General features: G+C 65.5%; 23 protein-coding genes. 14 read left to right on the top strand and 9 right to left on the bottom strand.

The window, feature by feature from the left end; all coding sequences use genetic code 11:
- The first annotated feature begins 84 nt into the window (after positions 1-84).
- The gene (locus AC56KL_RS11210) at positions 85-1,890 is read left to right on the top strand and encodes a S8 family serine peptidase (protein WP_497180234.1); all 1,806 of its coding nucleotides are present in this window, start codon (positions 85-87) and stop codon (positions 1,888-1,890) included.
- A gap of 188 nt (positions 1,891-2,078) precedes the next feature.
- Here the strand turns inward: AC56KL_RS11210 and AC56KL_RS11205 are convergent, their stop codons facing one another.
- The 3 genes from AC56KL_RS11205 to ggpS all read right to left on the bottom strand — a co-directional run bounded on the left by AC56KL_RS11205 (position 2,079) and on the right by ggpS (position 6,290).
- Positions 2,079-2,528 carry an ester cyclase gene (locus AC56KL_RS11205; protein ID WP_497180233.1) on the bottom strand — a complete coding sequence of 150 codons (450 nt, stop codon included), beginning with the start codon at positions 2,526-2,528 and terminating at the stop codon, positions 2,079-2,081.
- A 307-nt stretch (positions 2,529-2,835) separates the two neighbouring features.
- Entirely contained in the window at positions 2,836-3,951 is a 1,116-nt protein-coding gene (locus tag AC56KL_RS11200; protein WP_497180232.1) for a mechanosensitive ion channel family protein, read from the bottom strand.
- Positions 3,952-3,980: 29 nt separating this feature from the next.
- Positions 3,981-6,290: a glucosylglycerol-phosphate synthase gene (ggpS, locus tag AC56KL_RS11195; RefSeq protein ID WP_497180231.1), complete on the bottom strand. Its 2,310-nt coding sequence runs from the start codon at positions 6,288-6,290 to the stop codon at positions 3,981-3,983.
- 296 nt (positions 6,291-6,586) lie between these two features.
- Here ggpS and AC56KL_RS11190 point away from each other — a divergent pair, with 296 nt between their 5' ends.
- Complete coding sequence (locus tag AC56KL_RS11190; RefSeq protein ID WP_497180230.1) at positions 6,587-7,960, top strand: DUF389 domain-containing protein; 1,374 nt, start codon at positions 6,587-6,589, stop codon at positions 7,958-7,960.
- 6 nt (positions 7,961-7,966) lie between these two features.
- Here AC56KL_RS11190 and AC56KL_RS11185 read toward each other — a convergent pair whose 3' ends face one another.
- The 5 genes from AC56KL_RS11185 to AC56KL_RS11165 all read right to left on the bottom strand — a co-directional run bounded on the left by AC56KL_RS11185 (position 7,967) and on the right by AC56KL_RS11165 (position 12,176).
- A complete protein-coding gene (locus AC56KL_RS11185) occupies positions 7,967-8,665 on the bottom strand; it encodes a potassium channel family protein (RefSeq protein ID WP_497180229.1) in 699 nt (232 codons plus the stop codon).
- On the bottom strand, positions 8,655-9,983 hold the full coding sequence (locus AC56KL_RS11180; RefSeq protein WP_497180228.1) for a TrkH family potassium uptake protein: 1,329 nt from the start codon (positions 9,981-9,983) through the stop codon (positions 8,655-8,657). Before AC56KL_RS11180 ends, AC56KL_RS11185 begins: the two co-directional genes overlap by 11 nt.
- A 158-nt stretch (positions 9,984-10,141) precedes the next feature.
- The gene (locus AC56KL_RS11175; RefSeq protein ID WP_497180227.1) at positions 10,142-10,714 is read right to left on the bottom strand and encodes a PEP-CTERM sorting domain-containing protein; all 573 of its coding nucleotides are present in this window, start codon (positions 10,712-10,714) and stop codon (positions 10,142-10,144) included.
- A 199-nt stretch (positions 10,715-10,913) separates the two neighbouring features.
- Complete coding sequence (trmL, locus tag AC56KL_RS11170) at positions 10,914-11,384, bottom strand: tRNA (uridine(34)/cytosine(34)/5-carboxymethylaminomethyluridine(34)-2'-O)-methyltransferase TrmL (protein ID WP_497180226.1); 471 nt, start codon at positions 11,382-11,384, stop codon at positions 10,914-10,916.
- Positions 11,385-11,408: 24 nt separating this feature from the next.
- Positions 11,409-12,176, bottom strand: a complete 768-nt coding sequence (locus AC56KL_RS11165) for a phosphoribosyltransferase family protein (RefSeq protein ID WP_497180225.1) — start codon at positions 12,174-12,176, stop codon at positions 11,409-11,411.
- 117 nt (positions 12,177-12,293) lie between these two features.
- Here AC56KL_RS11165 and AC56KL_RS11160 point away from each other — a divergent pair, with 117 nt between their 5' ends.
- The 7 genes from AC56KL_RS11160 (at position 12,294) to AC56KL_RS11130 (ending at position 18,214) form a co-directional block, all read left to right on the top strand.
- Entirely contained in the window at positions 12,294-13,184 is an 891-nt protein-coding gene (locus AC56KL_RS11160) for a methyltransferase domain-containing protein (RefSeq protein ID WP_497180224.1), read from the top strand.
- A gap of 322 nt (positions 13,185-13,506) precedes the next feature.
- On the top strand, positions 13,507-14,697 hold the full coding sequence (gene coxB, locus AC56KL_RS11155) for a cytochrome c oxidase subunit II (protein ID WP_497180223.1): 1,191 nt from the start codon (positions 13,507-13,509) through the stop codon (positions 14,695-14,697).
- Positions 14,698-14,737: 40 nt separating this feature from the next.
- On the top strand, positions 14,738-16,342 hold the full coding sequence (ctaD, locus tag AC56KL_RS11150) for a cytochrome c oxidase subunit I (protein WP_497180222.1): 1,605 nt from the start codon (positions 14,738-14,740) through the stop codon (positions 16,340-16,342).
- Between the two features lie 2 nt (positions 16,343-16,344).
- Positions 16,345-16,455, top strand: coding sequence for a cytochrome oxidase small assembly protein (locus AC56KL_RS11145; RefSeq protein ID WP_497180221.1), 111 nt, complete (start codon positions 16,345-16,347; stop codon positions 16,453-16,455).
- Between the two features lies 1 nt (position 16,456).
- Positions 16,457-17,035: a cytochrome c oxidase assembly protein gene (locus AC56KL_RS11140; protein WP_497180220.1), complete on the top strand. Its 579-nt coding sequence runs from the start codon at positions 16,457-16,459 to the stop codon at positions 17,033-17,035.
- The gene (locus tag AC56KL_RS11135; protein ID WP_497180219.1) at positions 17,036-17,257 is read left to right on the top strand and encodes a DUF2970 domain-containing protein; all 222 of its coding nucleotides are present in this window, start codon (positions 17,036-17,038) and stop codon (positions 17,255-17,257) included.
- A 99-nt stretch (positions 17,258-17,356) separates the two neighbouring features.
- Complete coding sequence (locus AC56KL_RS11130; RefSeq protein ID WP_497180218.1) at positions 17,357-18,214, top strand: cytochrome c oxidase subunit 3; 858 nt, start codon at positions 17,357-17,359, stop codon at positions 18,212-18,214.
- Positions 18,215-18,409: 195 nt separating this feature from the next.
- Here AC56KL_RS11130 and AC56KL_RS11125 read toward each other — a convergent pair whose 3' ends face one another.
- Entirely contained in the window at positions 18,410-18,610 is a 201-nt protein-coding gene (locus AC56KL_RS11125; protein WP_497180217.1) for a twin transmembrane helix small protein, read from the bottom strand.
- A 93-nt stretch (positions 18,611-18,703) separates the two neighbouring features.
- Between AC56KL_RS11125 and AC56KL_RS11120 the strand changes: the two genes are divergently transcribed.
- The 5 genes from AC56KL_RS11120 (at position 18,704) to AC56KL_RS11100 (ending at position 22,766) form a co-directional block, all read left to right on the top strand.
- Positions 18,704-19,408 carry an SURF1 family protein gene (locus AC56KL_RS11120; RefSeq protein WP_497180216.1) on the top strand — a complete coding sequence of 235 codons (705 nt, stop codon included), beginning with the start codon at positions 18,704-18,706 and terminating at the stop codon, positions 19,406-19,408.
- Entirely contained in the window at positions 19,371-19,994 is a 624-nt protein-coding gene (locus AC56KL_RS11115) for an SCO family protein (RefSeq protein WP_497180215.1), read from the top strand. The genes AC56KL_RS11120 and AC56KL_RS11115 overlap by 38 nt, the downstream gene beginning before the upstream one ends.
- Before the next feature lie 22 nt (positions 19,995-20,016).
- On the top strand, positions 20,017-21,177 hold the full coding sequence (locus AC56KL_RS11110) for a COX15/CtaA family protein (protein ID WP_497180214.1): 1,161 nt from the start codon (positions 20,017-20,019) through the stop codon (positions 21,175-21,177).
- 89 nt (positions 21,178-21,266) lie between these two features.
- Positions 21,267-22,160 (top strand): heme o synthase, encoded by an 894-nt coding sequence (gene cyoE, locus AC56KL_RS11105; RefSeq protein ID WP_497180416.1) that lies wholly within the window; start codon positions 21,267-21,269, stop codon positions 22,158-22,160.
- Between the two features lie 3 nt (positions 22,161-22,163).
- Positions 22,164-22,766 (top strand): SCO family protein, encoded by a 603-nt coding sequence (locus AC56KL_RS11100; protein WP_497180213.1) that lies wholly within the window; start codon positions 22,164-22,166, stop codon positions 22,764-22,766.
- Positions 22,767-22,780 lie beyond the last annotated feature (14 nt).

The following is a 22,780-nucleotide window of genomic DNA, read 5'->3' as shown; positions in this document are numbered from 1 at the left end:
AGTCACGCTTCCCCCGGATGATGGTCTGTTGGGAAGGTGCGTGGTGTTGCGGCAGTCCTGTCAATCACTAACAGGAAAAATGCAATGACCACTCCCCACTACGCCCTGGCACTGCGTGTCTTGACCCTGGCCGTCCTCGGCGCCAGCTCTTCCGTCGCCACCGCCGCGCCGCAATCGGGTGACGAGTTGCTCGTCAAGGGGCGCATGCTGGTCGAGGTCCGCGATGGCGTGACGACTGATGCGCTCGGCAAGATGATCGAGACTCCCGGCCATAAGCGCTACAAGCTCGGCCAGAGTGGCATCTATATCGTCGATCTGCCTGCACAGGCGTCCGAGCGCGCTGTGCTGGCCCGCCTGAAGCACAATCCGCACGTCAAGTCTGCCGAACAGGATCGCCTGGTGCCGAGCGCACTTGCAGTGAACGATCCCTACATCGGCAGCGCGTGGCACATTGGCAAGATCGGGGTCCCGGGCGCCTGGGACCTGACCGAGGGCAGCGGCGTCACCATCGCGATCCTGGATTCGGGCATCGATGCAGCGCATCCGGATCTGGCCGCCAACCTCGTGGCCGGCTACAACGTGTATGACAGCAACACAAACGTGGCCGACGTATGCGGCCACGGCACCTCGGTGGCGGGCGCCGCCGCGGCATTGAACAACAATGCCCTGGGCGTAGCCGGGGTGGCGGGACGGTCGCGCATCATGCCGGTGCGCGTCGCTTACAAGAAAACCGACGGCACTTGCTATGCCGCTTACAGCACCGTTGCACGCGGCGTGATTTATGCCGCGGACAACGGCGCCCGTATCGCCAACGTCAGTTATGCCGGCATCATGACCAGTTCCACCGTGACCAGCGCAGCGAACTACATGAAATCGAAAGGCGGCCTGGTGTTCGTTTCGTCAGGCAATACCGGCACCGATCAGGGATATGCAGCGAACAGCGCCATGATCGTGGTGAGCGCGACGGATAGCAGTGACCGGCGCGCCAGCTGGTCCAGCCACGGCAGCTCCGTGACGCTCGCCGCGCCCGGCAGCGGCATCTGGACCACCCGGATGGGCAACGCCTATGCCGCCGTGAACGGCACCTCGTACGCGAGCCCGGTGGCGGCCGGTGTCGCCGCCCTGATGATGGCCGCCGCCCCGGGCCTCAGCAACAGCCGCATCGAAAGCCTGCTGGTCGCGACGGCGGTCGATCTCGGCACGGCGGGACGTGACAACTACTTCGGCCATGGCCGCGTCAATGCGGCTGCCGCGGTCCAGGCCGCGCGCGCAGCCGCCGCGCCGGTCGTCGACAGCACGGCGCCGGCTGCCGCGATCCAGGCGCCGCTGGGCAGCAGCACGGTGTCCGGCCTGGCGGCGGTCGATGTCGCCGCCAGCGACAACATCGGCGTTGTCCGGGTCGAATTGCAGGTCAACGGCACCACGGTCGCCAGCGACACCACGGCGCCCTATGCCTTCAGCTGGGACTCGACCGGTGTGGCGAACGGGATGGCCAACCTGGTTGCTGTCGCCTACGACAATGCCGGCAACGCAGGCCGCTCGACGACCGTCGCCGTCAACGTCGCCAACGCCACCACGACCACGACCACGACTACGACTACGACCAGGGACACCATCGTGCCGACCGTCCGTATCGTCAACCCGGTCTCGGGCGCGGTGTCGGGCATCGTCAACGTCAGCATCACTGCGACCGACAACCTGCCCGCATCCGCGTTGAGCCAGGAGCTGGTGATCGATAACGTGACCGTGGCACGCGGCACCGGCGGCACCCTGGCGTACAGCTGGGACACCACCAAGACCCCGACCGGCAGTCGCCAGGTCCGGGTCATGGTGCGTGATGCCGCCGGCAATACCGGCCGCGCGAGCGTGAACGTATCGGTGCGGCGCTAAGCACCCCCTGTGACGCGTTTCCCGAACGCCCGGTGCGCCGCATCGGGCGTTTTTCATGGAGCGCCTGCTGGCCGGGATCGAAGGGAAGCAGCTGCATGCCGATCGCACCAGGCGCCGACCCGTATGCAGATCCAGGCCTCAAGCCACCAGCCGCCGGTGGCTGAGGCGCCGGCCGGGGCGGGGAGGCCTTAAATCGGCCGCGCCGCGCGGCTGTCGACGAAGGAGGGCGGCAGCGCGCCGATCTGCTGCAGCACGCCCAGGCGGTCCGCCTGCAGCCAGGCCCGCACGATCAGGCCGTCGCGCACCTGGTAGATGACGTTGCCTTCCTGGGTGACGACCGCATGCGTCGGCGGCAGCCCGGCGAAGCGGCCCGCATGCGGCGCGCGGAAGGTCCAGCGCACCGCCACCCGGTCGTCTTCGCCGAACACTTCGTGCAGCTCGAAGCGCACTTCCGGGAAGCCGGTCAGCACGGCGGCGATCGAGGCCCGGAATTCGGCCGGTCCGTGTTCGCCGCGCGGACCCGTGAAATCGGGCGCGACCAGCGCCTGCAGCGCATCCAGTTTCCTCGCATTGATGCAGTCGTACAGGGTGCGGACCAGCTTCTTGTTGTACTCCACGACCGTCATTGCAGCAATCATCGTCTTCTCCCGGGGTAGTCAAACGGTGCTGCACAGCGTAAGAGTTCAAGCCGACTTGAAGTCAAGGGAAATTTACGGCGGGGCGCGGTATCGCGAGGCGCTGCTGGTGCGAGCTCGACGCTGTCGGCCGGTACTGCGGGACGCGCAAGCTGGCCGCCGACCTTGCCGCGCAGGCGCCAGGCTCACCGTCGGGCTCGGCGCCGGGCAAGCCTGTGCGCGCCGGCGCCCGCCCGCTGCGAAGCGGTCGATCTTCGCGGGGCCGGACGCGGTCGACATCATCAGGTGGGCAGAAGTTGCGGGCGCAGCGTCAGCCTTGCGTCCCGGGCAGCGGGTAGGAGGACGCTGAGGTGTCGAGACCCGCTTCCGTACGCGCCAGCCGGATCTCCGGATTGGCCAGGTGCAGGGTCTGGGTCGGATAGGCGAAGCCGATGCCTTCCTGCTCGAAGCGCTCGAACAGGAAGATATTGATCGCCTGCTGCACGTCCATGTAGGTGGCGTAGTCCGGGGTCTGCACGATGTAAACGATCTCGAAGTCGAGCGACGAGGCGCCGTAGGACTTGAAGTGGGCGCGGTCGAACTTCGCCTGCGGCTGCGCATCCACCGCTTCGCGCAGGATGCCCGGGATGGCCAGCAACTGCTGCTTCGTGATCTCGTAGACGACGCCGATGCTGAACACGATGCGGCGGGTCTGCATCCGCTTGAAGTTGCGGATCCGGCTCTGGAGCAGGTCGCTGTTGGAGAACACGATCTGCTCGCCGCCGAGACCGCGGATGCGGGTGGTCTTCAGGCCGACGTATTCCACATTGCCCGAGAGGTCGTCGACGGTGATGAAGTCGCCCACCACGAAGGGTTTGTCCAGCACGATCGAGAGCGACGAAAACAGGTCGCCCAGAATATTCTGCATGGCCAGCGCAACGGCAACCCCGCCGATGCCGAGGCTCGCCACCAGGGTCGTGATGTTCACGCCGAAGTTGTCGAGGATCATCAGGATGATCACGGCCCAGATGAAGGTGCGCGCCACGAAGCCCAGCGCCGCGGTCGACGTGGTGGCCGCCGCATCCTGGCCGCTGCGGCGGGTGCGGTAGATCTGCAGCCAGCCGTGCACGCCGACGTCGCCCCAGCGCGCCATCTGCAGCAGCAGGGCGGTCACGACCACGTGCGACAGCAGGGTCGCGGTCTTTGGCGGCAGGGTGAGCCAATGCGAGCCGACGTACAACCCGACCACGAGCATGAACACCGGATGGGTAGCGGCGAGCACACGGGCGGCCAGGTCGTCGACCCAGGTGCTGGTATGGGTGGCAAAGGCCTCGATGCGCCGCACCAGGAGGGCGCGGGCAGCGTGCAGCACGATATACGTGGCAATGGCGATGCCGGCGGCAATCGTCCATGTGAACAAGTCATTATTCCAAATCAGATAATTCATCGTCATCCGTTTTCCTTCGATACACCCGCTTAGGCTGCCATGCGCTGGACCATGTGCGGCGCACGGCTGGCCTCGACTGCAGCCAGGAAATCCTCGCCCCAGCGCACCACGTCGTGCTCGCGGGCGATCATCGCCATGCGCCCGGTGCGATAGGCGCGTTCGTCTTCTCCCATGGTAAGGGCCTGGTGCAAGGCGGCGGTCATCGCGTTGCTGTCATACGGGTTGGTAAGGAGGGCGCCATGCAGTTCGACCGCTGCCCCGGCGAACTCGGACAGGATCAACACGCCCGACTTTCCCGCTGCTTTTTTCGCCGCGACGAATTCCTTTGCCACCAGGTTCAGGCCGTCGCGCAGCGGGGTGATCCAGGCAATATCGCAGGCCGCATAGTGGGCGATGACCTCGTCGAAGGGCAGCGAGCGGTAGAAATAGCGCACCGGCACCCAGTTCAGGGTCGAAAAGCGGCCGTTGATGCGGCCGACCGTGCGGTCGACCTCGATGCGCAGGCTTTCGTAGATCTCCATGCCAGGCGCAGCCGGGGTGATGATGTTCAACAGGGTCGTCTTGCCGATGTGTTCCGGATGCGTTTCAAGCAGGCGTTCGAAAGCCTGCAGCTTTTCCAGGGTGCCTTTGACGTAGTCGAGCCGTTCGATCGAGACGATGCCGGTGGCGCCGCCCAGGTAGTCGCGGATGGCCTGGGTCTGCTGCGCCACCGGCGCGCTGCCGACCAGGCCTTCGATCATGGCCACGTCGGTGCCCACCGGGTGTGCGCCCAGGCCGATGCGGCGCCCGCCCGCTGCGATCGCAGTGGTGGTGGTGTCGACACCCAGGGCGCAGCCGTAGGTCAGGAAGCGGGGGGCGCAGGGCGCCGTGCCGAGCACGTCGACCGGCGCGAACGAGCGCACCGCGTCGACGAAGTTCTCGACGTAGCGCGGGATGTGGAAACCTATGTAGTCGCATTGCAGCAGGCTGCCGATGATGTCGCGGCGCCATGGCACGATGTTGAACACGTCGCTCGACGGGAAGGCGGTGTGGTGGAAGAAGGCGATCCGCAGGTCGGGACGCAGCGGGCGCAGGAAAGCCGGCACCATCCACAGGTTGTAGTCATGCACCCAGGCCACTGCGCCGGGCGCCGCCTCGCGCGCCACCTGCTCGGCGAACAGGCGGTTGACCTCGAGGAAGCGCTCCCAGTGATCCTGGCGGAATTCCGCCTTGTCCGGGAAGGAAAAGATGATTGGCCAGAACGCTTCCTTGGAAAACTTCTTGTAGAAGATGTCGATATCCTCGCCGGTCAGGGGGATGCGCGCCGCCTGCAGCTGCGGATAGCGCTCGGCATCGACCGCGACATGGGTCTCGAAATCTTGCGGTGTACGGCTGGGCTGCTGCGACCAGGCCACCCAGGAGCCGGTCCGCTCGCCGGCGAAGAAGCGCAGCAGGGTCGGCATGATGCCGTTCGGGCTCTTCGGACGCCGGCGTACGGGTTCGCCATCCACCATCGCCTCGTCGTAGGGCAGGCGGTGGTACACCATCACCAGCCCGGCGCGCCCGGCGGCAGGCTGGACCACGGCCGCGTGCGCGCCGTCGTCGAGCGCGCCATGGTGGCGCAGGCCTTCGAGGATGCCGTCGCAGCCTTCGCCGCCGGCCACGTAGGCCAAGGGATGCTTGCGCACGCTTTCGACCAGGGCCGGTTCAGCGTGGCCGACCACGACGCCGTGCAGGCCGGTAGCGAACATCGACAGGTCGTTCAGGGTGTCGCCGGCGACCACGATGCAGGAGGGATCGACGCCGATCGCTTCCGCCAGGCGCAGCACGGCCGGACCCTTGCCGACGCCGCGCGGCAGCACGTCGAGATAGCAGCCGGCCGACAGCAGCAGGTCGCAGCCGAGCGCATCGACGGCAGCACGCAGCGCCGGCGTCACGTCGCTCTCGCCGACCAGGAAGGAGCAGCGCCGTTCCTGCGGCACGCTCTGGCGCTGCAGGCCGGGAAAGCCGGCCAGCGCCTTGAGCACCGCCTGCGAACCGGGCCAGCGCGCGGCGATCTCCTGCTGCAGATCGCCGACCGGACGCAGTTCGCGGTCGACGATGGTGGCGCCGACGTCGGCAATGATGTAGTCGGGGGCTGGAATGGTGGGGTCGCTCAGCAGGGGCAGGATCGATTCGAGCCCGCGTCCGGTCACGAACACGAGGAGGGCGCCGGGCGCCCGGGTGGCGCCGAACAGTTCGCGCACGCGGCGGCGCGCTTCCTGGCTGCCGGCCAGCAGGGTGCCGTCGAGGTCGGTGGCCAGTACGAAGTGTGCGGGAGTGGGGCCGGGGCCGGGGTGTCGGGGGACTGCAAACGTCATCGTCTTCATCCTTTCAGGGCGATGTGTTCGGCGCGGGGCGCCGACCTGGTGGACGTGCGGCGCGGCTGCACGAGGCGAACGCAATCGCGCGCAGGGAGCGGCGATTGCCAGGGAAATGGTGTGGCACGGGTGTGCCGGACGACGCCAGCAAGGGCGTCAGTCCGTTAATGTAACAGAAACAATACATTTGGACAAATGCAAATCCCTCGCAGGAATTGAATTCGGGGCTTTTGGGCGCAGGCGCGCTGGTATCATGGCGGGCTGCGCCGCTGGCGCGATCCGACCAGACCGATGACATGAGCGAAACCGAAAAATTCTTTGCCCCCCAGAGCGAAGGGCCCATTACCCACCGTTTCAGCCTGCTGCTCGACAAGGCGGACGACGACGTGATCGATTCGAGCCTGCGTTCCGGCATCGAGCTGCGCGGGGCCACGCCATGGATCCTGATGTTCGCGATCCTGGTGGCGTCGATCGGCCTGAACATCAATTCGCCGGCGGTGATCATCGGCGCCATGCTGATCTCGCCGCTGATGGGGCCGATCGTGGGCATCGGCTACGGCATCGGGATCTACGATTTCGCGCTGATTCGCCGTTCGCTTGCCAACCTCGGCATCGCCGCCGTGATCAGCCTGGCCACCTCGACCCTGTACTTCCTCGTCACGCCACTCGACGAGGCGCAGTCGGAACTGCTGGCGCGCACCACGCCGACCTTGTGGGATGTCCTGATCGCGCTGGCCGGCGGCCTGGCCGGCATCATCGGCATGACCCGGCGCGAAAAATCGAACGTGATTCCGGGCGTGGCGATCGCGACCGCACTGATGCCGCCGCTGTGCACGGCAGGCTACGGGCTCGCCAACGGCAACTGGGCCGTGTTCGGCGGCGCGTTCTACCTGTTCTCGATCAACTGCGTATTCATTGCGGTCTCCACCGTGATCGTCATCGAATACCTGCGCCTGCCGCACCGCAAATTCGTCGATCAGCGGGTCGAGCGCCGGGTCAAGCGCACCCTGTTCACGGTCGTACTGCTGACCGCGTTGCCCAGTATCTACCTGGCGATCCAGCTGGTGGACAACGAAGTGTTCGGCCACCGTGCGCGCGCCTTCGTGCGCCAGGAATTCAGCGGCGGGAGCGCCCATGTGGTCGACATCCAGCTCAATCCCGTGCAGCGGCGAATCGAACTGACCCTGATCGGCAGCCGCATGCCGGCCGCGGCGATTGCGGCGATCGAGAAGAAGCTGCCCCAGGCCGGCCTGGAGAGCGCATTGCTGGTGGTTAACCAGGCCGAGGACAGCCGGGTCGATGTCGGCGTGCTGAAGGCCGATATCCTGGCCGAGATCTACCGCGATACCCAGCAGGGCCTGCGCGAACGCGACGCTACCATCGCGCAGCTGCGCCAGGCCCTGGCGCAACGCGACGCCTGGCGCCAGACCGCTGCCGACATCGGCGCCGAATTCGTCGCCCAGTATCCTCGCTGCGCCGACGTGCTGATGGGTGTGGCGCTGGACGCGGCGGCCGAGGGGCAGGCTGCCGCCGAAGTGCCGACCCTGACCGCACGCTGCGCGCGCGCGCTAGCGCCTGCAGACCTGCAGCGGGCCCAGGCCTGGCTGGTGGCGCGCACCAAGTCCCCGGGGGCGCGCCTGTTCCTGGCGCCGCCGCAGCGCCGGCGCTGATCCCGCCTACTTGCGCTTGCGGCCGGCGGCGAACAGCTCGATGTTCTTGGTCGGGCCGGACACGATCAGCAGATCGTTGGGGAGGATGCGGGTCTCCGGCTGGGCATGCTGGAAATCCTCGTTGGCGCGCTTGACGCCGACCACCGTCACGCCATGGCGCGAGCGCACGTGCGACTCCGCCAGGGTCTGGTGATGGGTGTCGGGCGGCGCATGGATCTTGGCGATGGCGAAACCGTCCTCGAATTCGATGAAGTCCATCATGCGCCCGGTGATCAGGTGCGCCACCCGCGCGCCCATGTCCGCCTCGGGGAAGATCACGTGGTGGGCGCCGATGCGCTGGGCGATCTGGCCATGCTCGGGCGTCTGCGCCTTCACCCAGATGTCCTTGATGCCGAGCTCGGTGAGCACCATCAGCGTCATCAGGCTGGCGGCCAGGTTCGAACCGATCGCGACGATGGCGTGCGAGAAATCGGCCACGCCCAGCTGCAGCATGATGTTTTCGTTGGTGGAGTCGGCCTGCACCGCATGGGTCAGCCGGTCGCCCCAGAATTGAACCAGGTCTTCCTTCTGGTCGATGCCCATGACGTCGTGGCCCAGGCGCATCAGCGACTGGGCCACGGCGCCGCCAAAGCGTCCGAGGCCGATGACGACGACGCTGTCGCTCGTCGAAAAGGCGAACTGTTCTGTAAAAATCCTACCCAACAATTGGATGTTCCTCCGGATAACGATAAGGCATGCGCCGTTCGCCCAGCACGAGCGAGGTGGCGAGCGTGATGGTGCCGACCCGGCCGATGAACATCAAGAGGGCCAGCAGCAGCTGGCCCGCGGGCGGCAGGTCGTCGGTAATGCCGGTCGACAGCCCCGCGCTGCCGAAGGCGGCGATCACCTCGAAGATGATCTGGTCGGTCGGGAAGTGCGTCAGCCGCAGCAGGATCACGGTACCGACGGCGACGATGATGCTGCCGAGGACCAGCACCGTGATGGCCTGGCGCTGGGCCGAGGCGCCGACCCGGCGCCCGAAGGCTTCGGTATCCGGGTGTCCCTTGGCTTCGGCAATGACCAGCAGGGCCAGGATGACGATGGTGCCCACCTTGACCCCGCCCGCCGTGCCGCCGCTGCCGCCGCCGATGAACATCAGGAAGTAATGGACGGCCCAGGTTTCGGGCGTGAGCGCGCCGATGTCCACCGTATTGAATCCGGCGGTGCGGGCCGCCACGGACATGAACATGCTGTTCAGGAGTTTGTCCGCCACCGAGAAGGAACCCATCGTGCGCGCGTTGTTCCATTCCAGCAGCAGCACTGCAAGGAATCCGCCCACCAGCAGGATGAGCGAGCCGGTGAGCGTCAGCTTGGTATGCAGGGACCAGTGCCGCGGGTCGCGGAAACGGAAGCGCAGGTCGTGCAGCACCGGGAAGCCGATGCCGCCGATGACGATGGCGATCATGATCGGCGCCAGCACCAGGGCGTCGCCCGCGTAGCGCACCAGTCCGTCCGCATGGGTCGAAAAGCCGGCATTGTTGAACGCCGATGCGGCGTGGAACAGCCCGCTCCAGGCGGCATCTTCCCACGCGAGGCCATGGCCGAGGTGCAGCCTGAGCGTGAGCAGCACGAACAGCAGCAGCTGGCAGGCCACGGCAACCTTGAACACGATCTTTGCCACACTCGAAATGTCGCCGAGTCCGAGCAGGCGGGTTTCGGTCTGGGTCATCATGCGGGTGCGCAGCCTGGGTGAACGGTTGACCATCAGCCCGAGCAGCGTGGCGGCCGTCATCAGGCCGAATCCGCCGAGCTGGAACAGGAACATGATGAGGGCTTGCCCGAAGCCGGACCAGTACGTGCCCGTGTCCACGATGGCCATGCCGGTCACGCACACCGCAGACACGGAGGTGAAGAAGGCGACCACGAAGGGCGCCGGCAGGCCGTCGGCGCGCGCCGCCGGCAGCATGAGCAGCAGCGTGCCGGCCAGGATCGCCAGCAGGAAGCCCAGGGCGACCGCCCGTGCGGGATGGATGAGGGTTTTCATGCGCGCATCCGCTGGAAGGCGCGAAGTAGGGCGGTATCGATTCGGGAGTCCATGGTCTCGGGGCCTGGCCGGTCCTTACCGGCACTCATTGCCTTGCGTCACCCGAACCCTAGCACATCGCCGGGAGCGGTGCCGCAAAAACCGCTCCCGGCGTGATCCTACCGGGGCCGGTTGCGACGGGCGCGCCAGCCCACGCCGAGCAGGCCGGCGGCCAGCATCGCCCAGGTATGCGGTTCGGGCGCCTGCGACATGATGGTCAGCCGGGTATCGCTGGTCCAGTACAGGTGGCGCTCGGTGGTCAGGCTGGGGTTGAAATCGTAGGCATAGTGCTGGTCGCCGGTGGTGATCAGGCGGCCGCCGCCCACCCAGCCTTCGGGGTCCTGGCCGTAGCTGCCGACGCTGAAGCTCAGGCCGGCATCCTGTGAAAACGAGAAGCTGGTGGCGCCGCACTGGTAGTTCGCGTTACTGGCGGCGGCACAGGCAACGTAGTCGAGCTCGCCGACCACGAGCGACAGCAGCTCGTCCTTTTCCAGCAGGCCGTCGCTGTCGAGGTCATGGCCCTTGAACGAGCCGGAGATGACTTCCTCGGGCAGGAAACTGTTCGACACGCTGTCGAAGAAACCGTTGAAGGAAAACCCCCACGAGATGGTAGCGGCAGGGGCGGCGTGGGCGACGTCCGCATACGCGGCAGTGCAGAGGAGCAGGGCGCCGGTGGAAAGAAACTTTTTCATGTAAAACCTCGAGCAATAACAGGGGGCGCCGGTGGACGAATTCATGGATTCAGCGTACTCCTGTTACCCCCATACTGTCGCGCTACCTTAAGTCTATTTCTACATTGTGTCGCAGGCGCGCGACAATAAGTAACATTGCCATCAGGAATGTCAGGGAGATGGGTGGCGCGAAAGCGCGGCGCGCGGCGTCGGCGGTTCCTTATACTCCGCCGGCGTAGCCGTTCTGGCGCCAGGCCTCGTAGACGACCACGGCCACCGTATTGGACAGGTTGAGGCTGCGGTTGCCGGGTTGCATCGGCAGGCGGATGCGCTGGGCCGGTGGAAAGCTCTCGCGCAGCGCCGGGTCGAGGCCGCGCGACTCGGCGCCGAACACGAACACGTCGCCCGGCCGGAAATGGGCGTCGGCGAACGGCGAGGAGCCGTGCGTCGTCAGGGCGAACATGCGCGCCGGGTCCGGCCTTGCCTCGCGCAGGTAGGCCTCCCAGTCCTTGTGCACTTTCATGCTCGCGTAATCGTGGTAATCCAGTCCCGCCCGCCGCATCTTGGCATCGTCCAGGGGGAAACCGAGCGGCTCGATCAGGTGCAGCTGCACGCCGGTGTTGGCGCACAGGCGGATGACGTTGCCGGTATTCGGCGGGATTTCCGGTTCGACCAGGACGACGTGAAACAAGGTGTTCTCCTTCGATAGGGCAGTTCAGTGGGGCGGCGTGCGGGCGAACACCAGGTTCGTCACGCGCGTCGCGCCGGCGCGCTTGAGCACGCCGGCCAGTTCATCGAGTGTATGGCCGCTGGTCATGACGTCGTCGACCACGCCGACGTGCCGGCCCTGCAGCGCCGGCGCCGACGCGGGACTGTCGGCAAGCGCAAAGGCGCCGCGCACGTTGCGGCGCCGTTCGCCCGGCGCCACGCCCGACTGGGCCGCGGTCTCTACCAGCCGTTGCGCCAGCCGCGGCGCCAGCGGGATCGTGAGCGCCGCCGCAAGCGGCTTCGCCACCTCGAGCGCCTGGTTGTAGCCGCGCTCGACCAGGCGGAGCGGCCCCAGCGGCACCGGGCACAGCACGTCGGGCAAGGGCGCGTCGCCGTGCGTGCGCAGCGCATCGCGCAGGCGGCGCGCCATCCACGGCGCCAGGGCCAGGCGGGCGCCGAACTTCAGCTGCAGCACCAGCCGGTCGACCGGATCGGCGTAGTCGCAGGCCGCCACGGTGGCATCGAAAGCGGGCGGCCCGGCCAGGCAGGCGCCGCAGCGGCGTCCGGCCTCGTGCGCGCCGACCGGATTGGCGCAGCACGGGCAGCGTGCCTGCGCCGCGCCGGCGCAGGCCGTCCAGCAGCCCGGGCAGACCGGCTCGGCGCCCAGCGCGCCGCACAGCACGCAGCTGCACGGCAGCAGCTTGTCGCACAGGGCGGCGGACAGGTTGGCGAACCAGGTTCCGGGCCAGCGAGACAGGTGGGAAAGCAGGGGCATCGGCTCCGTCCGGGCGCAGGCAGGGGCAAGCTCGGGTAAAACGGCGCAAGCATGTACACTGCCGCCATTATCTCATTTGTCCGCACCACCACCATGGCTTCACCGCAACCTTCCCGCATGAGCGCGCCGATCGACCTGGACCGCGTCCGCTCCCTGTTCGCCCAACCCGGCCGCATCGCGGCGTCCGACTTCCTGCGCCGCGAAATCGCGGTGCGCATGCACGAGCGCCTGCAGCTCGTGAAAATCGTGCCCAGGCAGGTGCTCGACGCCGGCTGCGGGAACGGGGCCGACCTGGCCCTGCTGCAAAAAACCTATCCGGCGGCCCAGATCCTCGGCATCGATGCCGTGCCTGCCATGGCTGCGGCCGCCAAGGCGCCGGCCCCGGGCACGCGCTCGCTGAACCAGATGCTCAGCCGCCTGCTGCCGGCCAAGGCCGGCGTGGACATCGCGTGCGGCGACTTCGGCAGCCTGCCCTTCGGCGCGAACTCGCTCGACCTGCTGTGGTCGAACCTGGCGCTGCACTGGCATCCGCAGCCGGACCGCGTGTTCGCCGAGTGGCGCCGCGCCCTGCGGGTCGATGGCCTGCTGATGTTCTCGACCTTCGGCCCGGATACCTTCTCCGAGCTGCGCGCCGCCTTTGCCGCCGTGGACGAAACGCCACACACGCTGCCCTTCGTCGACATGCACGATTTCGGCGACCAGCTGGTGGAAGCGGGTTTTTCCACCCCGGTCATGGACATGGAACGCATCACCGTCACCTACGACACGGCCGCCAGCCTGCTGCGCGACGTCCGCGCCTTCGGCGGTAACCCGCTGGCCACGCGCCGGCGCTCGCTCATCGGGCGCGCCGCCTGGGGACGCCTCCTCGAGGCCTTCGAGGCGGGGCGCCGTCCCGACGGCAAGCTCGGACTCAGCTTCGAGGTCATCTACGGGCATGCCTTCCGGCCGGCGCCGCGGACGACGGCGGCAGGCGAGGCCATCGTGCGTTTCCAGCCGCGCAAGCCCTGATAACCCACGGCAACATCTGAGGCAACAGCGTCGCCCGATTTTCCTTGAATAAAAATTACTGGTTTGATTATAATCAGTGGCTATTTTTGTCGTCTGTACGAGGAAAGCGCTGAAAAAAGCAGCAGGACAGGCGCAAAAGAGAAATGAATTGCAGCATCAGCAGAACCGCAGGGAACCCTCTGCGGCAGGTAGCCCACCGTTCCGCAGCGCACTACGCGGTCTGGAGTAACACCGTTTCTGTGAACTTGTTTCGGAGCGGCGGCAGTTCGTTCATGGAGCTGCCGACCGTGAAAATATTTTATTTTGGGTGGTTGGGGACAACATGACATACGCAACGCGACTTGGGGCCTGGATGTTCGGCCTTGCAGCAACGGCCAGCATCCCAGCATGGGCAGCCGATCCGAACATTACCGGCCGGCCGCAAGAACACCAGTTGAACATGCAGACCCCGGTGAACGCTGTCGGCGCCGACATCTACGACCTGCACAACTGGATGATGATCGTCTGCCTGGTCATCTTCGTCGGCGTGTTCGGCGTCATGTTCTATTCGGTGTTCAAGCACCGCAAGTCGCTCGGCCACAAGCCCGCCACCTTCCACGAATCGACCGCCGTCGAGATCGCGTGGACCATCGTTCCCTTCCTGATCGTCATCGGCATGGCCCTGCCGGCCACCAAGACCGTCATCGCGCTGAAGGACACCTCGAATGCCGACATCACCATCAAGGCTACCGGCATGCAGTGGAAGTGGGGCTATGACTACCTGAACGGCGAAGGCGCCGGCATTTCCTTCCTGTCGAACCTGGCCACTCCGCGCGCCCAGATCGGCCTGCCAGGCGAGGAAGCCACCCAGCAGAAAAGTGAAAACTACCTGATGGAAGTGGACAACGAGATGGTTGTCCCGGTCGGCAAGAAGATCCGCATGGTGTTCACCGCCAACGACGTGATCCACGCCTGGACCATCCCGGCCTTCGCCATCAAGCAGGACGCCATCCCGGGCTTCGTGCGCGACGGCTGGTTCACCGCCGACAAGATCGGCGTCTACCGCGGCAATTGCGTCGAGCTGTGCGGCAAGGACCACGCCTTCATGCCGATCGTGGTGCGCGTTGTCTCCGCCGAGGACTATACTGCCTGGGTCGCCGGCGAGAAGAAGAAAATGGCCGCCCTGGCCGACGACCCGAACAAGGTCTGGACCATCGATGAACTGAAGACCCGCGGCGAGCAGGTCTACGCCGCCAACTGCGTGGCCTGCCACCAGGCCAACGGCAAGGGCGTGCCGAACGCCTTCGCCGCGCTGGACGGCTCGCAGGTGGTGAACGGCGCCAAGGCGCACAACATCGATGTGCTGCTCAACGGCCTGGATACCCCGGCCTATCCGGCGGCGATGCCGGCCTGGAAGCAGCTCTCGGATACCGAGATCGCCGCCGTCATCACCTATACCCGCAACACCTGGTCGAACAAGGCTGCGGAAAACATCGTTCAACCGGCGGAAGTGCTGGCTGCACGCAGCAAATAAGTTAGCAACTGAGTAGCTATTTAGCTTCAGGGAAATCGACATGACTACCAGCACCATCGATCACGCACACGACGGCCACGCGCATGACCATGATCACGCGCACGACCATCCGCACGGCTACCGCCGCTGGCTGTTCGCCACCAACCACAAGGACATCGGCACCCTGTACCTGTGGTTCTCCTTCATCATGCTGCTCTCGGGCGGCGTGCTGGCGCTGATGATCCGCACCGAGCTGTACCAGCCGGGCCTGCAGTTCTTCCGCCCCGAGTTCTTCAACCAGCTGACCACCATGCACGGCCTGGTGATGGTGTTCGGCGCGATCATGCCGGCCTTCGTGGGCTTCGCCAACTGGATGATCCCGCTGCAGGTGGGCGCCTCGGACATGGCCTTCGCCCGCATGAACAACTTCTCGTTCTGGCTGCTGCCGCCGGCGGCGATCCTGCTGGCAGGCTCGTTCTTCTCGCCGGGCGGCGCCACCGCTGCCGGCTGGACGCTGTATGCGCCGCTGTCGACCCAGATGGGCCCGGGCATGGACATGGCGATCTTCGCCATGCACATCATGGGCGCTTCGTCGATCATGGGCTCGATCAACATCATCGTCACCATCCTGAACATGCGCGCTCCCGGCATGACCCTGATGAAGATGCCGATGTTCTGCTGGACCTGGCTGATCACCGCCTTCCTGCTGATCGCCGTGATGCCGGTGCTGGCCGGCGCCATCACCATGACCCTGACCGACCGCCACTTCGGCACCTCGTTCTTCAACGCGGCCGGCGGTGGTGATCCGGTGATGTACCAGCACATCTTCTGGTTCTTCGGCCACCCCGAGGTCTACATCATGATCCTGCCGGCCTTCGGCATCGTGTCGCAGATCATCCCGGCCTTCGCCCGCAAGCCGCTGTTCGGCTACGCCTCGATGGTGTACGCGACCGCGTCGATCGCGATCCTGTCCTTCATCGTGTGGGCGCACCACATGTTCACCACCGGCATGCCGGTGACCTCGCAGCTGTTCTTCATGTACGCCACCATGCTCATCTCCGTGCCGACCGGCGTGAAGGTGTTCAACTGGGTCGCCACCATGTGGAAGGGCTCGATGACCTTCGAGACCCCGATGCTGTTCGCGGTCGGCTTCATCTTCGTGTTCACCATGGGCGGCTTTACCGGCCTGATCCTGGCCGTGACCCCGATCGACATCATCGTCCACGACACCTACTACGTGGTCGCGCACTTCCACTACGTGCTGGTGGCCGGTTCGCTGTTCGCGCTGTTCGCCGGCTTCTACTACTGGGCGCCGAAGTGGACCGGCCACATGTATCCGGAAGGCCGCGGCAAGTGGCACTTCTGGCTGTCGCTGGTGACCTTCAACATCACCTTCTTCCCGATGCACTTCCTGGGCCTGGCCGGCATGCCGCGCCGCTATGCGGACTACGCCACCCAGTTCACCGACTTCAACATGATCATCTCGATCGGCGCCTTCGGCTTCGGCCTGTCGCAGGTCTACTTCCTGTTCGCAGTGGTGCTGCCGACCATCCGCGGCGGCAAGAAGGCGGAAGCCAAGCCATGGGAAGGCGCGGAAGGCCTGGAATGGACCGTGCCGAGCCCGGCGCCGTTCCACACCTTCGAAACCCCGCCGCAGGTGAAGTGATCATGACGCGCGACCAGCACAAGAAGAGCAACCTGAAGACCGCCCTGGTGCTGGGCGCGATCGCGCTGTTCTTCTTTGCCAGCGTGATCGTCAAGTTCCTGCTGATGGACTGACATGACGACCCTCAGCAGCAGGATTCGCCGGCTGAACCGCTCCACCCTGGGAAAACTGGTGGTGGTGGCGGTGATGATGTTCGGTTTCGGGTATGCGCTGGTGCCGGTGTACCGCCAGATCTGCGAAGTGCTCGGCATTAACGTGCTGACCCAGCAGGGCGAGTTCGTCGAGGCGCCGGTCAACACCCAGATCGACAAGTCGCGCAAGATCGTCGTCGAGCTGGATGGGAATTCGCAGGGACCGTGGCGCTTCCGCCCGGTCCAGCGCAGCATCGAAGTGCACCCGGGCGAGCTGGCCACCGTCACCTACGAGGTGGTCAATACGCAAGGCAGGGCGGTCAAGGCGCAGGCGATCCCGAGCTACGCGCCGCAGAGCGCCACGCCGCACTTCATGAAAGTGGAATGCTTCTGCTTCAAGGAACAGACGCTTGCCGCCAACGAGGCGCGCCAGATGCCGGTGGTGTTCTTCATCGATCCGAAGCTGCCGCGCGAGGTGAAGAACATTACCTTGTCGTACACCTTCTTCGAGATTGGCGGCGCGGTGCAGACGGCGTCGGCGAAGACGGCGGTAGTACAGTAAATGGACGAAAAACCGCAGCAGAAGGTGCACAAGAGGCCGGCCAGTTTCCTGGCGACGATGAAAGCGGTGTTCTGGTCATTCTTCGGCGTGCGCAAGCGCCGCGACTATGAGCACGACGCCGCCAACCTGAACCCGGTCCACGTGATCATTGCCGGACTGATCGGGGCGGCAATCTTCATCGGGCTGCTGGTGCTGGCAGTACGGTTCGCGGTATCGCAGTAATCGGTAACGCCGGGCGGGTACGCCGGACAAGCGCATCACGACAGAATCAGCGACAAAAGAATCACCCGAAAATTAAAGAATCAGCTTGAGGAGATGAAAATGAGTTCGCCACACACCGCGCCATACTATTTCGTGCCAGGCCCGTCCCGCTGGCCGATGTTCGCCGGCATTTCACTGCTGGTGACCATGATCGGCGCCTCCGCATGGGTCAACAGTACGCCGTGGGGCGCGGCCGTGTGCCTGGCCGGCATCGCCGCCACCCTGGTGGTGCTGTACTTCTGGTTCGGCGACGCCATCAAGGAATCCGAGTCGGGCATGTACGGCAGGCGCATCGACGTGTCCTACCGCTGGTCGATGGGCTGGTTCATCTTCTCGGAAGTGATGTTCTTCGGCGCCTTCTTCGGTGCGCTGTTCTATGCCCGCGTCATTTCGATGCCCTGGCTGTCCGACCTCGACCACAAGGTCCTGTGGCCGGATTTCGCACCGACCTGGGGCAACACCGGCCCGGCCGGCGTGGTCGACAACTTCCAGACCATGGGCCCGTTCCCGCTCCCGACCATCAACACCGCCTTGCTGCTGCTGTCGGGCGTCACCCTGACCATCTCGCACCACGCGCTGCGCGCCGGCAACCGCTCGAAGACGGCCCTGTGGCTGTTCGCCACCATCCTGCTGGGCGCCATCTTCATGGGCGTCCAGGTGTACGAATACATGCACGCCTATGCCGACCTGAACCTGAAGTTGACCTCGGGCATCTACGGTTCGACCTTCTTCATGCTGACCGGCTTCCACGGCTTCCACGTGACAATCGGCGCCATCATGCTATCGGTGGTCCTGTACCGCGTACTCAAGGGCCACTTCACGGCCGACAACCACTTCGGCTTCGAAGGCGCGGCCTGGTACTGGCACTTCGTCGACGTCGTGTGGCTGGGCCTGTACGTCGTGGTGTACTGGCTGTAAGATCTGAGTAGTACGTAGGGTGGGCGGCTCGTAATTCGGGCCACCGGCCCGAATCACCCCGCGCGTTCAAGCAGCCCATGAGCAGCTTCGGAGCGGGCCGGGATACGTGATTTGAACGCGTGGGCGGTTTGTCATTTCTGGCACTGCCAGAAATGACCCCGCCCACGCTACGCTTGTAAGGTGCGCGTGTTTGCTTCAGCGAATCCCCGTCGGCGCAATCCATCCCATCTTGTACGCGCCGAGCAGGCACAGGAACAGCGTGATCGACAGGCCGACCCGCATCGCCAGCGCATGCACTGTCCGATTGCTTTGGCCTTTGTCGCGCATCAGGAAGAAGAATGCCGATGCGAGGCTGGCAAGGATGAGGATGAAGGCAATCGCAACGAAGAGTTTCATGGTTGGCCCGGTAAAGGTTGAGGCATCATTGTAATGCGGTTCCCCTTCCATTTTCGTCCTGTTCCCTTCATCGCCGCACTTGCCCTTGCCCTTTTGGGTATTGCACTTGGTAACTGGCAGCAGGGCAGGGCAGCCCACAAGGCGGCCGTGCAGGACAAACTGGCCGCCCTTGCCGTCGAGCCCCCCGTGGCCCTCGGCCCCGCCCTCACGCCTGCCGCCGCCCTCGAATACCGCCGTGTCACCGCCACCGGCGAGTTCGTTGCCGGCTGGCCGCTGTTCCTGGCCAACCGCCCGATGGCCGGGCGGCCTGGCTACTACCTCGTGATGCCGTTTAAAATCGCGGGTTCGCACACACATGTGCTCGTAATGCGCGGCTGGCTGCCGCGCGAGGCCGAGTACGGCAGGCTGCCGGCCTTCGCCACGCCGGCCGGTACGGTCACCATCGAGGGCATCGCCGTCGCTTCCGCCGGGCAGGTCATGAACCTGGGGGAAGCCGCGCCGCTGGCGCCGAAGGCCATCGTCCAGAACATCGATCCTGCCCTGGCGGCCAAGGCCACCGGACTAAGGCTGCAGCCCTTCTTCGTGCAGCAGACCGGTCCGGACCAGCCGAACCCGGACGACGTGCTGCTGCGCGTCTGGCCCTCGCCCTCGAGCGGGATCGACAAGCACCGCGGCTACGCCTTCCAGTGGTACGCACTGGCGGCCATGGCCGTCCTCTTCTTTGTGATAACGGGATTCCGAAGTGGATCAAGAAAAGCTGATGCAGGAAAAAGTGAAACACGAGCAGGCGAGCGCTGATCCTGCCACGGCAAAACGCAGGGGACGCTGGAAGCTGTTCGCGGTGCTGCTGGTCTGCGCCGCGCCGATGATCCTGTCCTACCTGACCTATTACGTCATCAAGCCGGCCGGCCGAACCAACTACGGCACCCTGATCGATCCGCGCACCCGGCCGATCCCGGCCATGGCCAGCTCGACCCTCGACGGCCGCCCCCAGACCCTGGAAGACTTCAAGGGCAAGTGGATCATGCTGAAGGTGGGCGGCGGCGAATGCCTGGAAGCCTGCCAGAAACAGCTGTTCGCGATGCGCCAATGGCGCCTGATGCAGGGCAAGAACATGAACCGCATCGAACGCGTGTGGCTGGTGACCGACGCGCAGCCGCTCGACACGATGACGATTCGCCAGTACGACGGCATGCACCTGCTGCGCGCGCCTCGGGACACCGTCAATACCTGGCTGCCGGCCGGGGAGGGCACGCAGCCTGCCGACCACATCTACCTGATCGACCCGCTGGGCAACCTGATGATGCGCTTCCCGCTCGATCCGGACGTGCGCAAGGTCTATAAGGACATTGCCAAGCTGCTCAAGGCATCTGCAATCGGTTAAGCCGACGGAGCAAGAATTCATCATGCAAGCTTCGTCCCTGTTACAACTGGCCCTGATGGGCCTGCTCGTGGCCTTGCTGCCGCTGTCGATGGTATGGATGTCGTCGAGCGCCAACAAGTTCCGCAAGCTGGTCTGGGTGGCCGTGTTCCTGACCTTCGACATCATCGTGTTCGGCGCCTTCACCCGCCTGACCGACTCCGGGCTCGGCTGCCCGGACTGGCCGGGCTGCTACGGCATGGCGAACCCGTTCCTGGCGCACGAGCAGATCGCCGCCGCCGAGGCGGCCATGCCGACCGGCCCCGTCACGGTGGCCAAGGCCTGGATCGAGATGATCCACCGCTACCTGGCGATGGGCATCGGCGTGATCATCATGGCCCTGCTCATCACCGCGACCGTGCAGTGGCGCAAGACGAAGATGCAGGCCTTCAAGCCGGGCATCCCGCTTGCCCTGTTCGTGTTCGTCTGCATCCAGGGCGCTTTCGGCGCCTGGACCGTCACCCTCAAGCTGCAGCCGGTCATCGTCACCATCCACCTGCTGCTGGGCATGGGCCTGCTGGCGCTGCTGGCCTGGCTCGGCGGGCGCGAAGACTACCTGATGCATCCGCCTGCGCCCAGCGCGCGCAATGGCACCGATCGGGGCGCCGATCTGGGCGCCGATCGGGGCGCCGTCGATGCCGCGCTGTGCGGCGTGCGTACCCTGGCCATCCTCGCCGCCGTGGTCGTCACGATGCAGATCGCGCTGGGCGGCTGGGTGAGCACCAACTACGCGACCCTCGCCTGCGACGAGTTCCCGCTGTGCGACGGCCAGGTGCTGCCCCAGATGGACTTCGAGCACGGTTTCCACCTGTGGCGCGAGCTGGGCAAGACGGCGGCGGGCAACTACCTGCCGTTCCCGGCGCTGGTCGCCATCCATTGGGTGCACCGTAACTTCGCCATCGTCGTCGTTGCCGTGCTCGGCCTCCTGGCATGGCGTGCGCGACGCCACGCCTACCTGGCGAAACACGCGCGCTGGCTGGCCATTCTCTTGTTCGTGCAATTGCTGACCGGTATCGCGACCGTCTACCTGGACTTCCCGCTCGCCATCGCCGTATTGCATAACGCGGGGGCGGCCCTGATGGTCCTGCTGGTGACCATGTTAAACTACCGGGTGAAACAGCAACTTGAAGTGAACCGCGCAGCATGAGCGATGTTAGCCATGATGCAAGCCGCGACCTGGTCGCCGTAGCCCAGGCCGCGGCGCTGCCGCGATTCGAGCCAGCCAGCACCCCATCGATGACGACCCAGACCGCCCTCCACAAACCGCCGAGCCGCGTTGCCCAGTACTGGGCCCTGACCAAACCACGCGTCACGCAGCTGGCCGTGTTCTGCGCGGTGATCGGGATGTTCCTCGCCACCGACGGTTTCCCTGGCTGGCAGGTGCTGGTCGCCGGCACCGCCGGCATCTGGCTGCTGGCGGGCGCCGCCTTTGCCGTGAACTGCCTGGTGGAGGCCAAGATCGACGCGCGCATGGCGCGCACGGCGCGGCGCGCCACCGCCATGGGCGAGCTCACCAGCACCCAGACGATCGTGTTCTCGGCCGTCATCGGCGGCCTGGGCATGTACATCCTGTACGCCTTCGTCAATCCGCTCACCATGTGGCTGACCTTCGTTACCTTCGTCGGCTACGCCTTCATCTATACCATGCTGCTCAAGCCGGCCACGCCGCAGAACATCGTGATCGGCGGCCTGTCGGGCGCCATGCCGCCGGCCCTGGGCTGGGCCGCCGTTGCCGGCGAGGTGCCGATGCAGGCCTGGCTGCTGGTGCTGATCATCTTCGTCTGGACCCCGCCGCACTTCTGGGTGCTGGCGATGTACCGGCGCGAGGACTACGCCCGTTCCGGCCTGCCGATGTTGCCGATTACTCACGGCATGCAGTACACCGGCCTGCAAGTATGGCTATATACCATCGCGCTGGCGGCAACCACCTTGCTGCCCTTCGCCGTCGGCATGAGCGGCCTGATCTACCTGGCAGCGGCCGTCGTACTCAACCTCGTCTTCCTGCGCCACTCCTGGCGCGTGCACAAGAACTACAGCGACATGGCCGCGCGCAATGCCTTTACCTGGTCCATCGTCTATCTCTCGCTGCTGTTCGCGGCACTGCTGGTCGACCATTACTTCAAATTCTGAGCCATGAAAACACTCCTGAGCGTGCTGATGCTGAGCGCAGCGGTACTGGTGGCCGGCTGCGACAAGCTGTCGACCAAATTATCGACAAAAAGCGCCGCCTTCAATAACACCGACGTGACCGGCCTCGATTACGCCAAGGGCTTCTCCTTGCTCGACCACACCGGCAAGCCGCGCACGCTGCAGGATTTCAAGGGCAAGCTGGTGGTGCTGTTCTTCGGCTATACCCAGTGCCCGGACGTGTGCCCGACCACGATGGCCGAGATGGCCGCCGTGATGAAGGAACTGGGCCCGGCCTCCAAGGACGTGCAGGTGCTGTTCGTCACGCTCGATCCCGAGCGCGACACCCGCGAACTGCTCGCCGCCTACGTACCGGCCTTCCATCCGAGCTTTATTGGCCTGTACGGCGACAAGGAAGCCACCGCGCGCACGGCCAAGGAGTTCAAGGTGTTCTACTCCAAGACCCCGTCCGGCGACGATCCGGCGAACTACACGGTGGACCATATGGCCGGCAGCTACGTCTTCGACCGCGAGGGCAAGCTGCGCCTGTTCGTGCGCCACAACGCCGGCCCGGCGCCAATTGCCGCTGACCTGCGCCAGCTGCTGTAAGCAGCATCTAAGTC

The sequence above is a fragment of the Telluria sp. ZB4P34 genome (assembly GCF_059686055.1).
This window is presented reverse-complemented; position numbering and strand designations above follow the sequence as displayed.

What these genes read in the sequence shown, in the direction of transcription:
- AC56KL_RS11210 (WP_497180234.1), top strand. Translation starts at nt 85, where the DNA reads ATGACCACTCCCCACTACGCCCTGGCACTGCGTGTCTTGACCCTGGCC.
- AC56KL_RS11205 (WP_497180233.1), bottom strand. Translation starts at nt 2,528, where the DNA reads ATGATTGCTGCAATGACGGTCGTGGAGTACAACAAGAAGCTGGTCCGC.
- AC56KL_RS11200 (WP_497180232.1), bottom strand. Translation starts at nt 3,951, where the DNA reads ATGAATTATCTGATTTGGAATAATGACTTGTTCACATGGACGATTGCC.
- ggpS (WP_497180231.1), bottom strand. Translation starts at nt 6,290, where the DNA reads ATGACGTTTGCAGTCCCCCGACACCCCGGCCCCGGCCCCACTCCCGCA.
- AC56KL_RS11190 (WP_497180230.1), top strand. Translation starts at nt 6,587, where the DNA reads ATGAGCGAAACCGAAAAATTCTTTGCCCCCCAGAGCGAAGGGCCCATT.
- AC56KL_RS11180 (WP_497180228.1), bottom strand. Translation starts at nt 9,983, where the DNA reads ATGAAAACCCTCATCCATCCCGCACGGGCGGTCGCCCTGGGCTTCCTG.
- AC56KL_RS11175 (WP_497180227.1), bottom strand. Translation starts at nt 10,714, where the DNA reads ATGAAAAAGTTTCTTTCCACCGGCGCCCTGCTCCTCTGCACTGCCGCG.
- AC56KL_RS11165 (WP_497180225.1), bottom strand. Translation starts at nt 12,176, where the DNA reads ATGCCCCTGCTTTCCCACCTGTCTCGCTGGCCCGGAACCTGGTTCGCC.
- AC56KL_RS11160 (WP_497180224.1), top strand. Translation starts at nt 12,294, where the DNA reads ATGAGCGCGCCGATCGACCTGGACCGCGTCCGCTCCCTGTTCGCCCAA.
- coxB (WP_497180223.1), top strand. Translation starts at nt 13,507, where the DNA reads ATGACATACGCAACGCGACTTGGGGCCTGGATGTTCGGCCTTGCAGCA.
- ctaD (WP_497180222.1), top strand. Translation starts at nt 14,738, where the DNA reads ATGACTACCAGCACCATCGATCACGCACACGACGGCCACGCGCATGAC.
- AC56KL_RS11145 (WP_497180221.1), top strand. Translation starts at nt 16,345, where the DNA reads ATGACGCGCGACCAGCACAAGAAGAGCAACCTGAAGACCGCCCTGGTG.
- AC56KL_RS11140 (WP_497180220.1), top strand. Translation starts at nt 16,457, where the DNA reads ATGACGACCCTCAGCAGCAGGATTCGCCGGCTGAACCGCTCCACCCTG.
- AC56KL_RS11135 (WP_497180219.1), top strand. Translation starts at nt 17,036, where the DNA reads ATGGACGAAAAACCGCAGCAGAAGGTGCACAAGAGGCCGGCCAGTTTC.
- AC56KL_RS11130 (WP_497180218.1), top strand. Translation starts at nt 17,357, where the DNA reads ATGAGTTCGCCACACACCGCGCCATACTATTTCGTGCCAGGCCCGTCC.
- AC56KL_RS11125 (WP_497180217.1), bottom strand. Translation starts at nt 18,610, where the DNA reads ATGAAACTCTTCGTTGCGATTGCCTTCATCCTCATCCTTGCCAGCCTC.
- AC56KL_RS11115 (WP_497180215.1), top strand. Translation starts at nt 19,371, where the DNA reads ATGCAGGAAAAAGTGAAACACGAGCAGGCGAGCGCTGATCCTGCCACG.
- AC56KL_RS11110 (WP_497180214.1), top strand. Translation starts at nt 20,017, where the DNA reads ATGCAAGCTTCGTCCCTGTTACAACTGGCCCTGATGGGCCTGCTCGTG.
- cyoE (WP_497180416.1), top strand. Translation starts at nt 21,267, where the DNA reads ATGACGACCCAGACCGCCCTCCACAAACCGCCGAGCCGCGTTGCCCAG.
- AC56KL_RS11100 (WP_497180213.1), top strand. Translation starts at nt 22,164, where the DNA reads ATGAAAACACTCCTGAGCGTGCTGATGCTGAGCGCAGCGGTACTGGTG.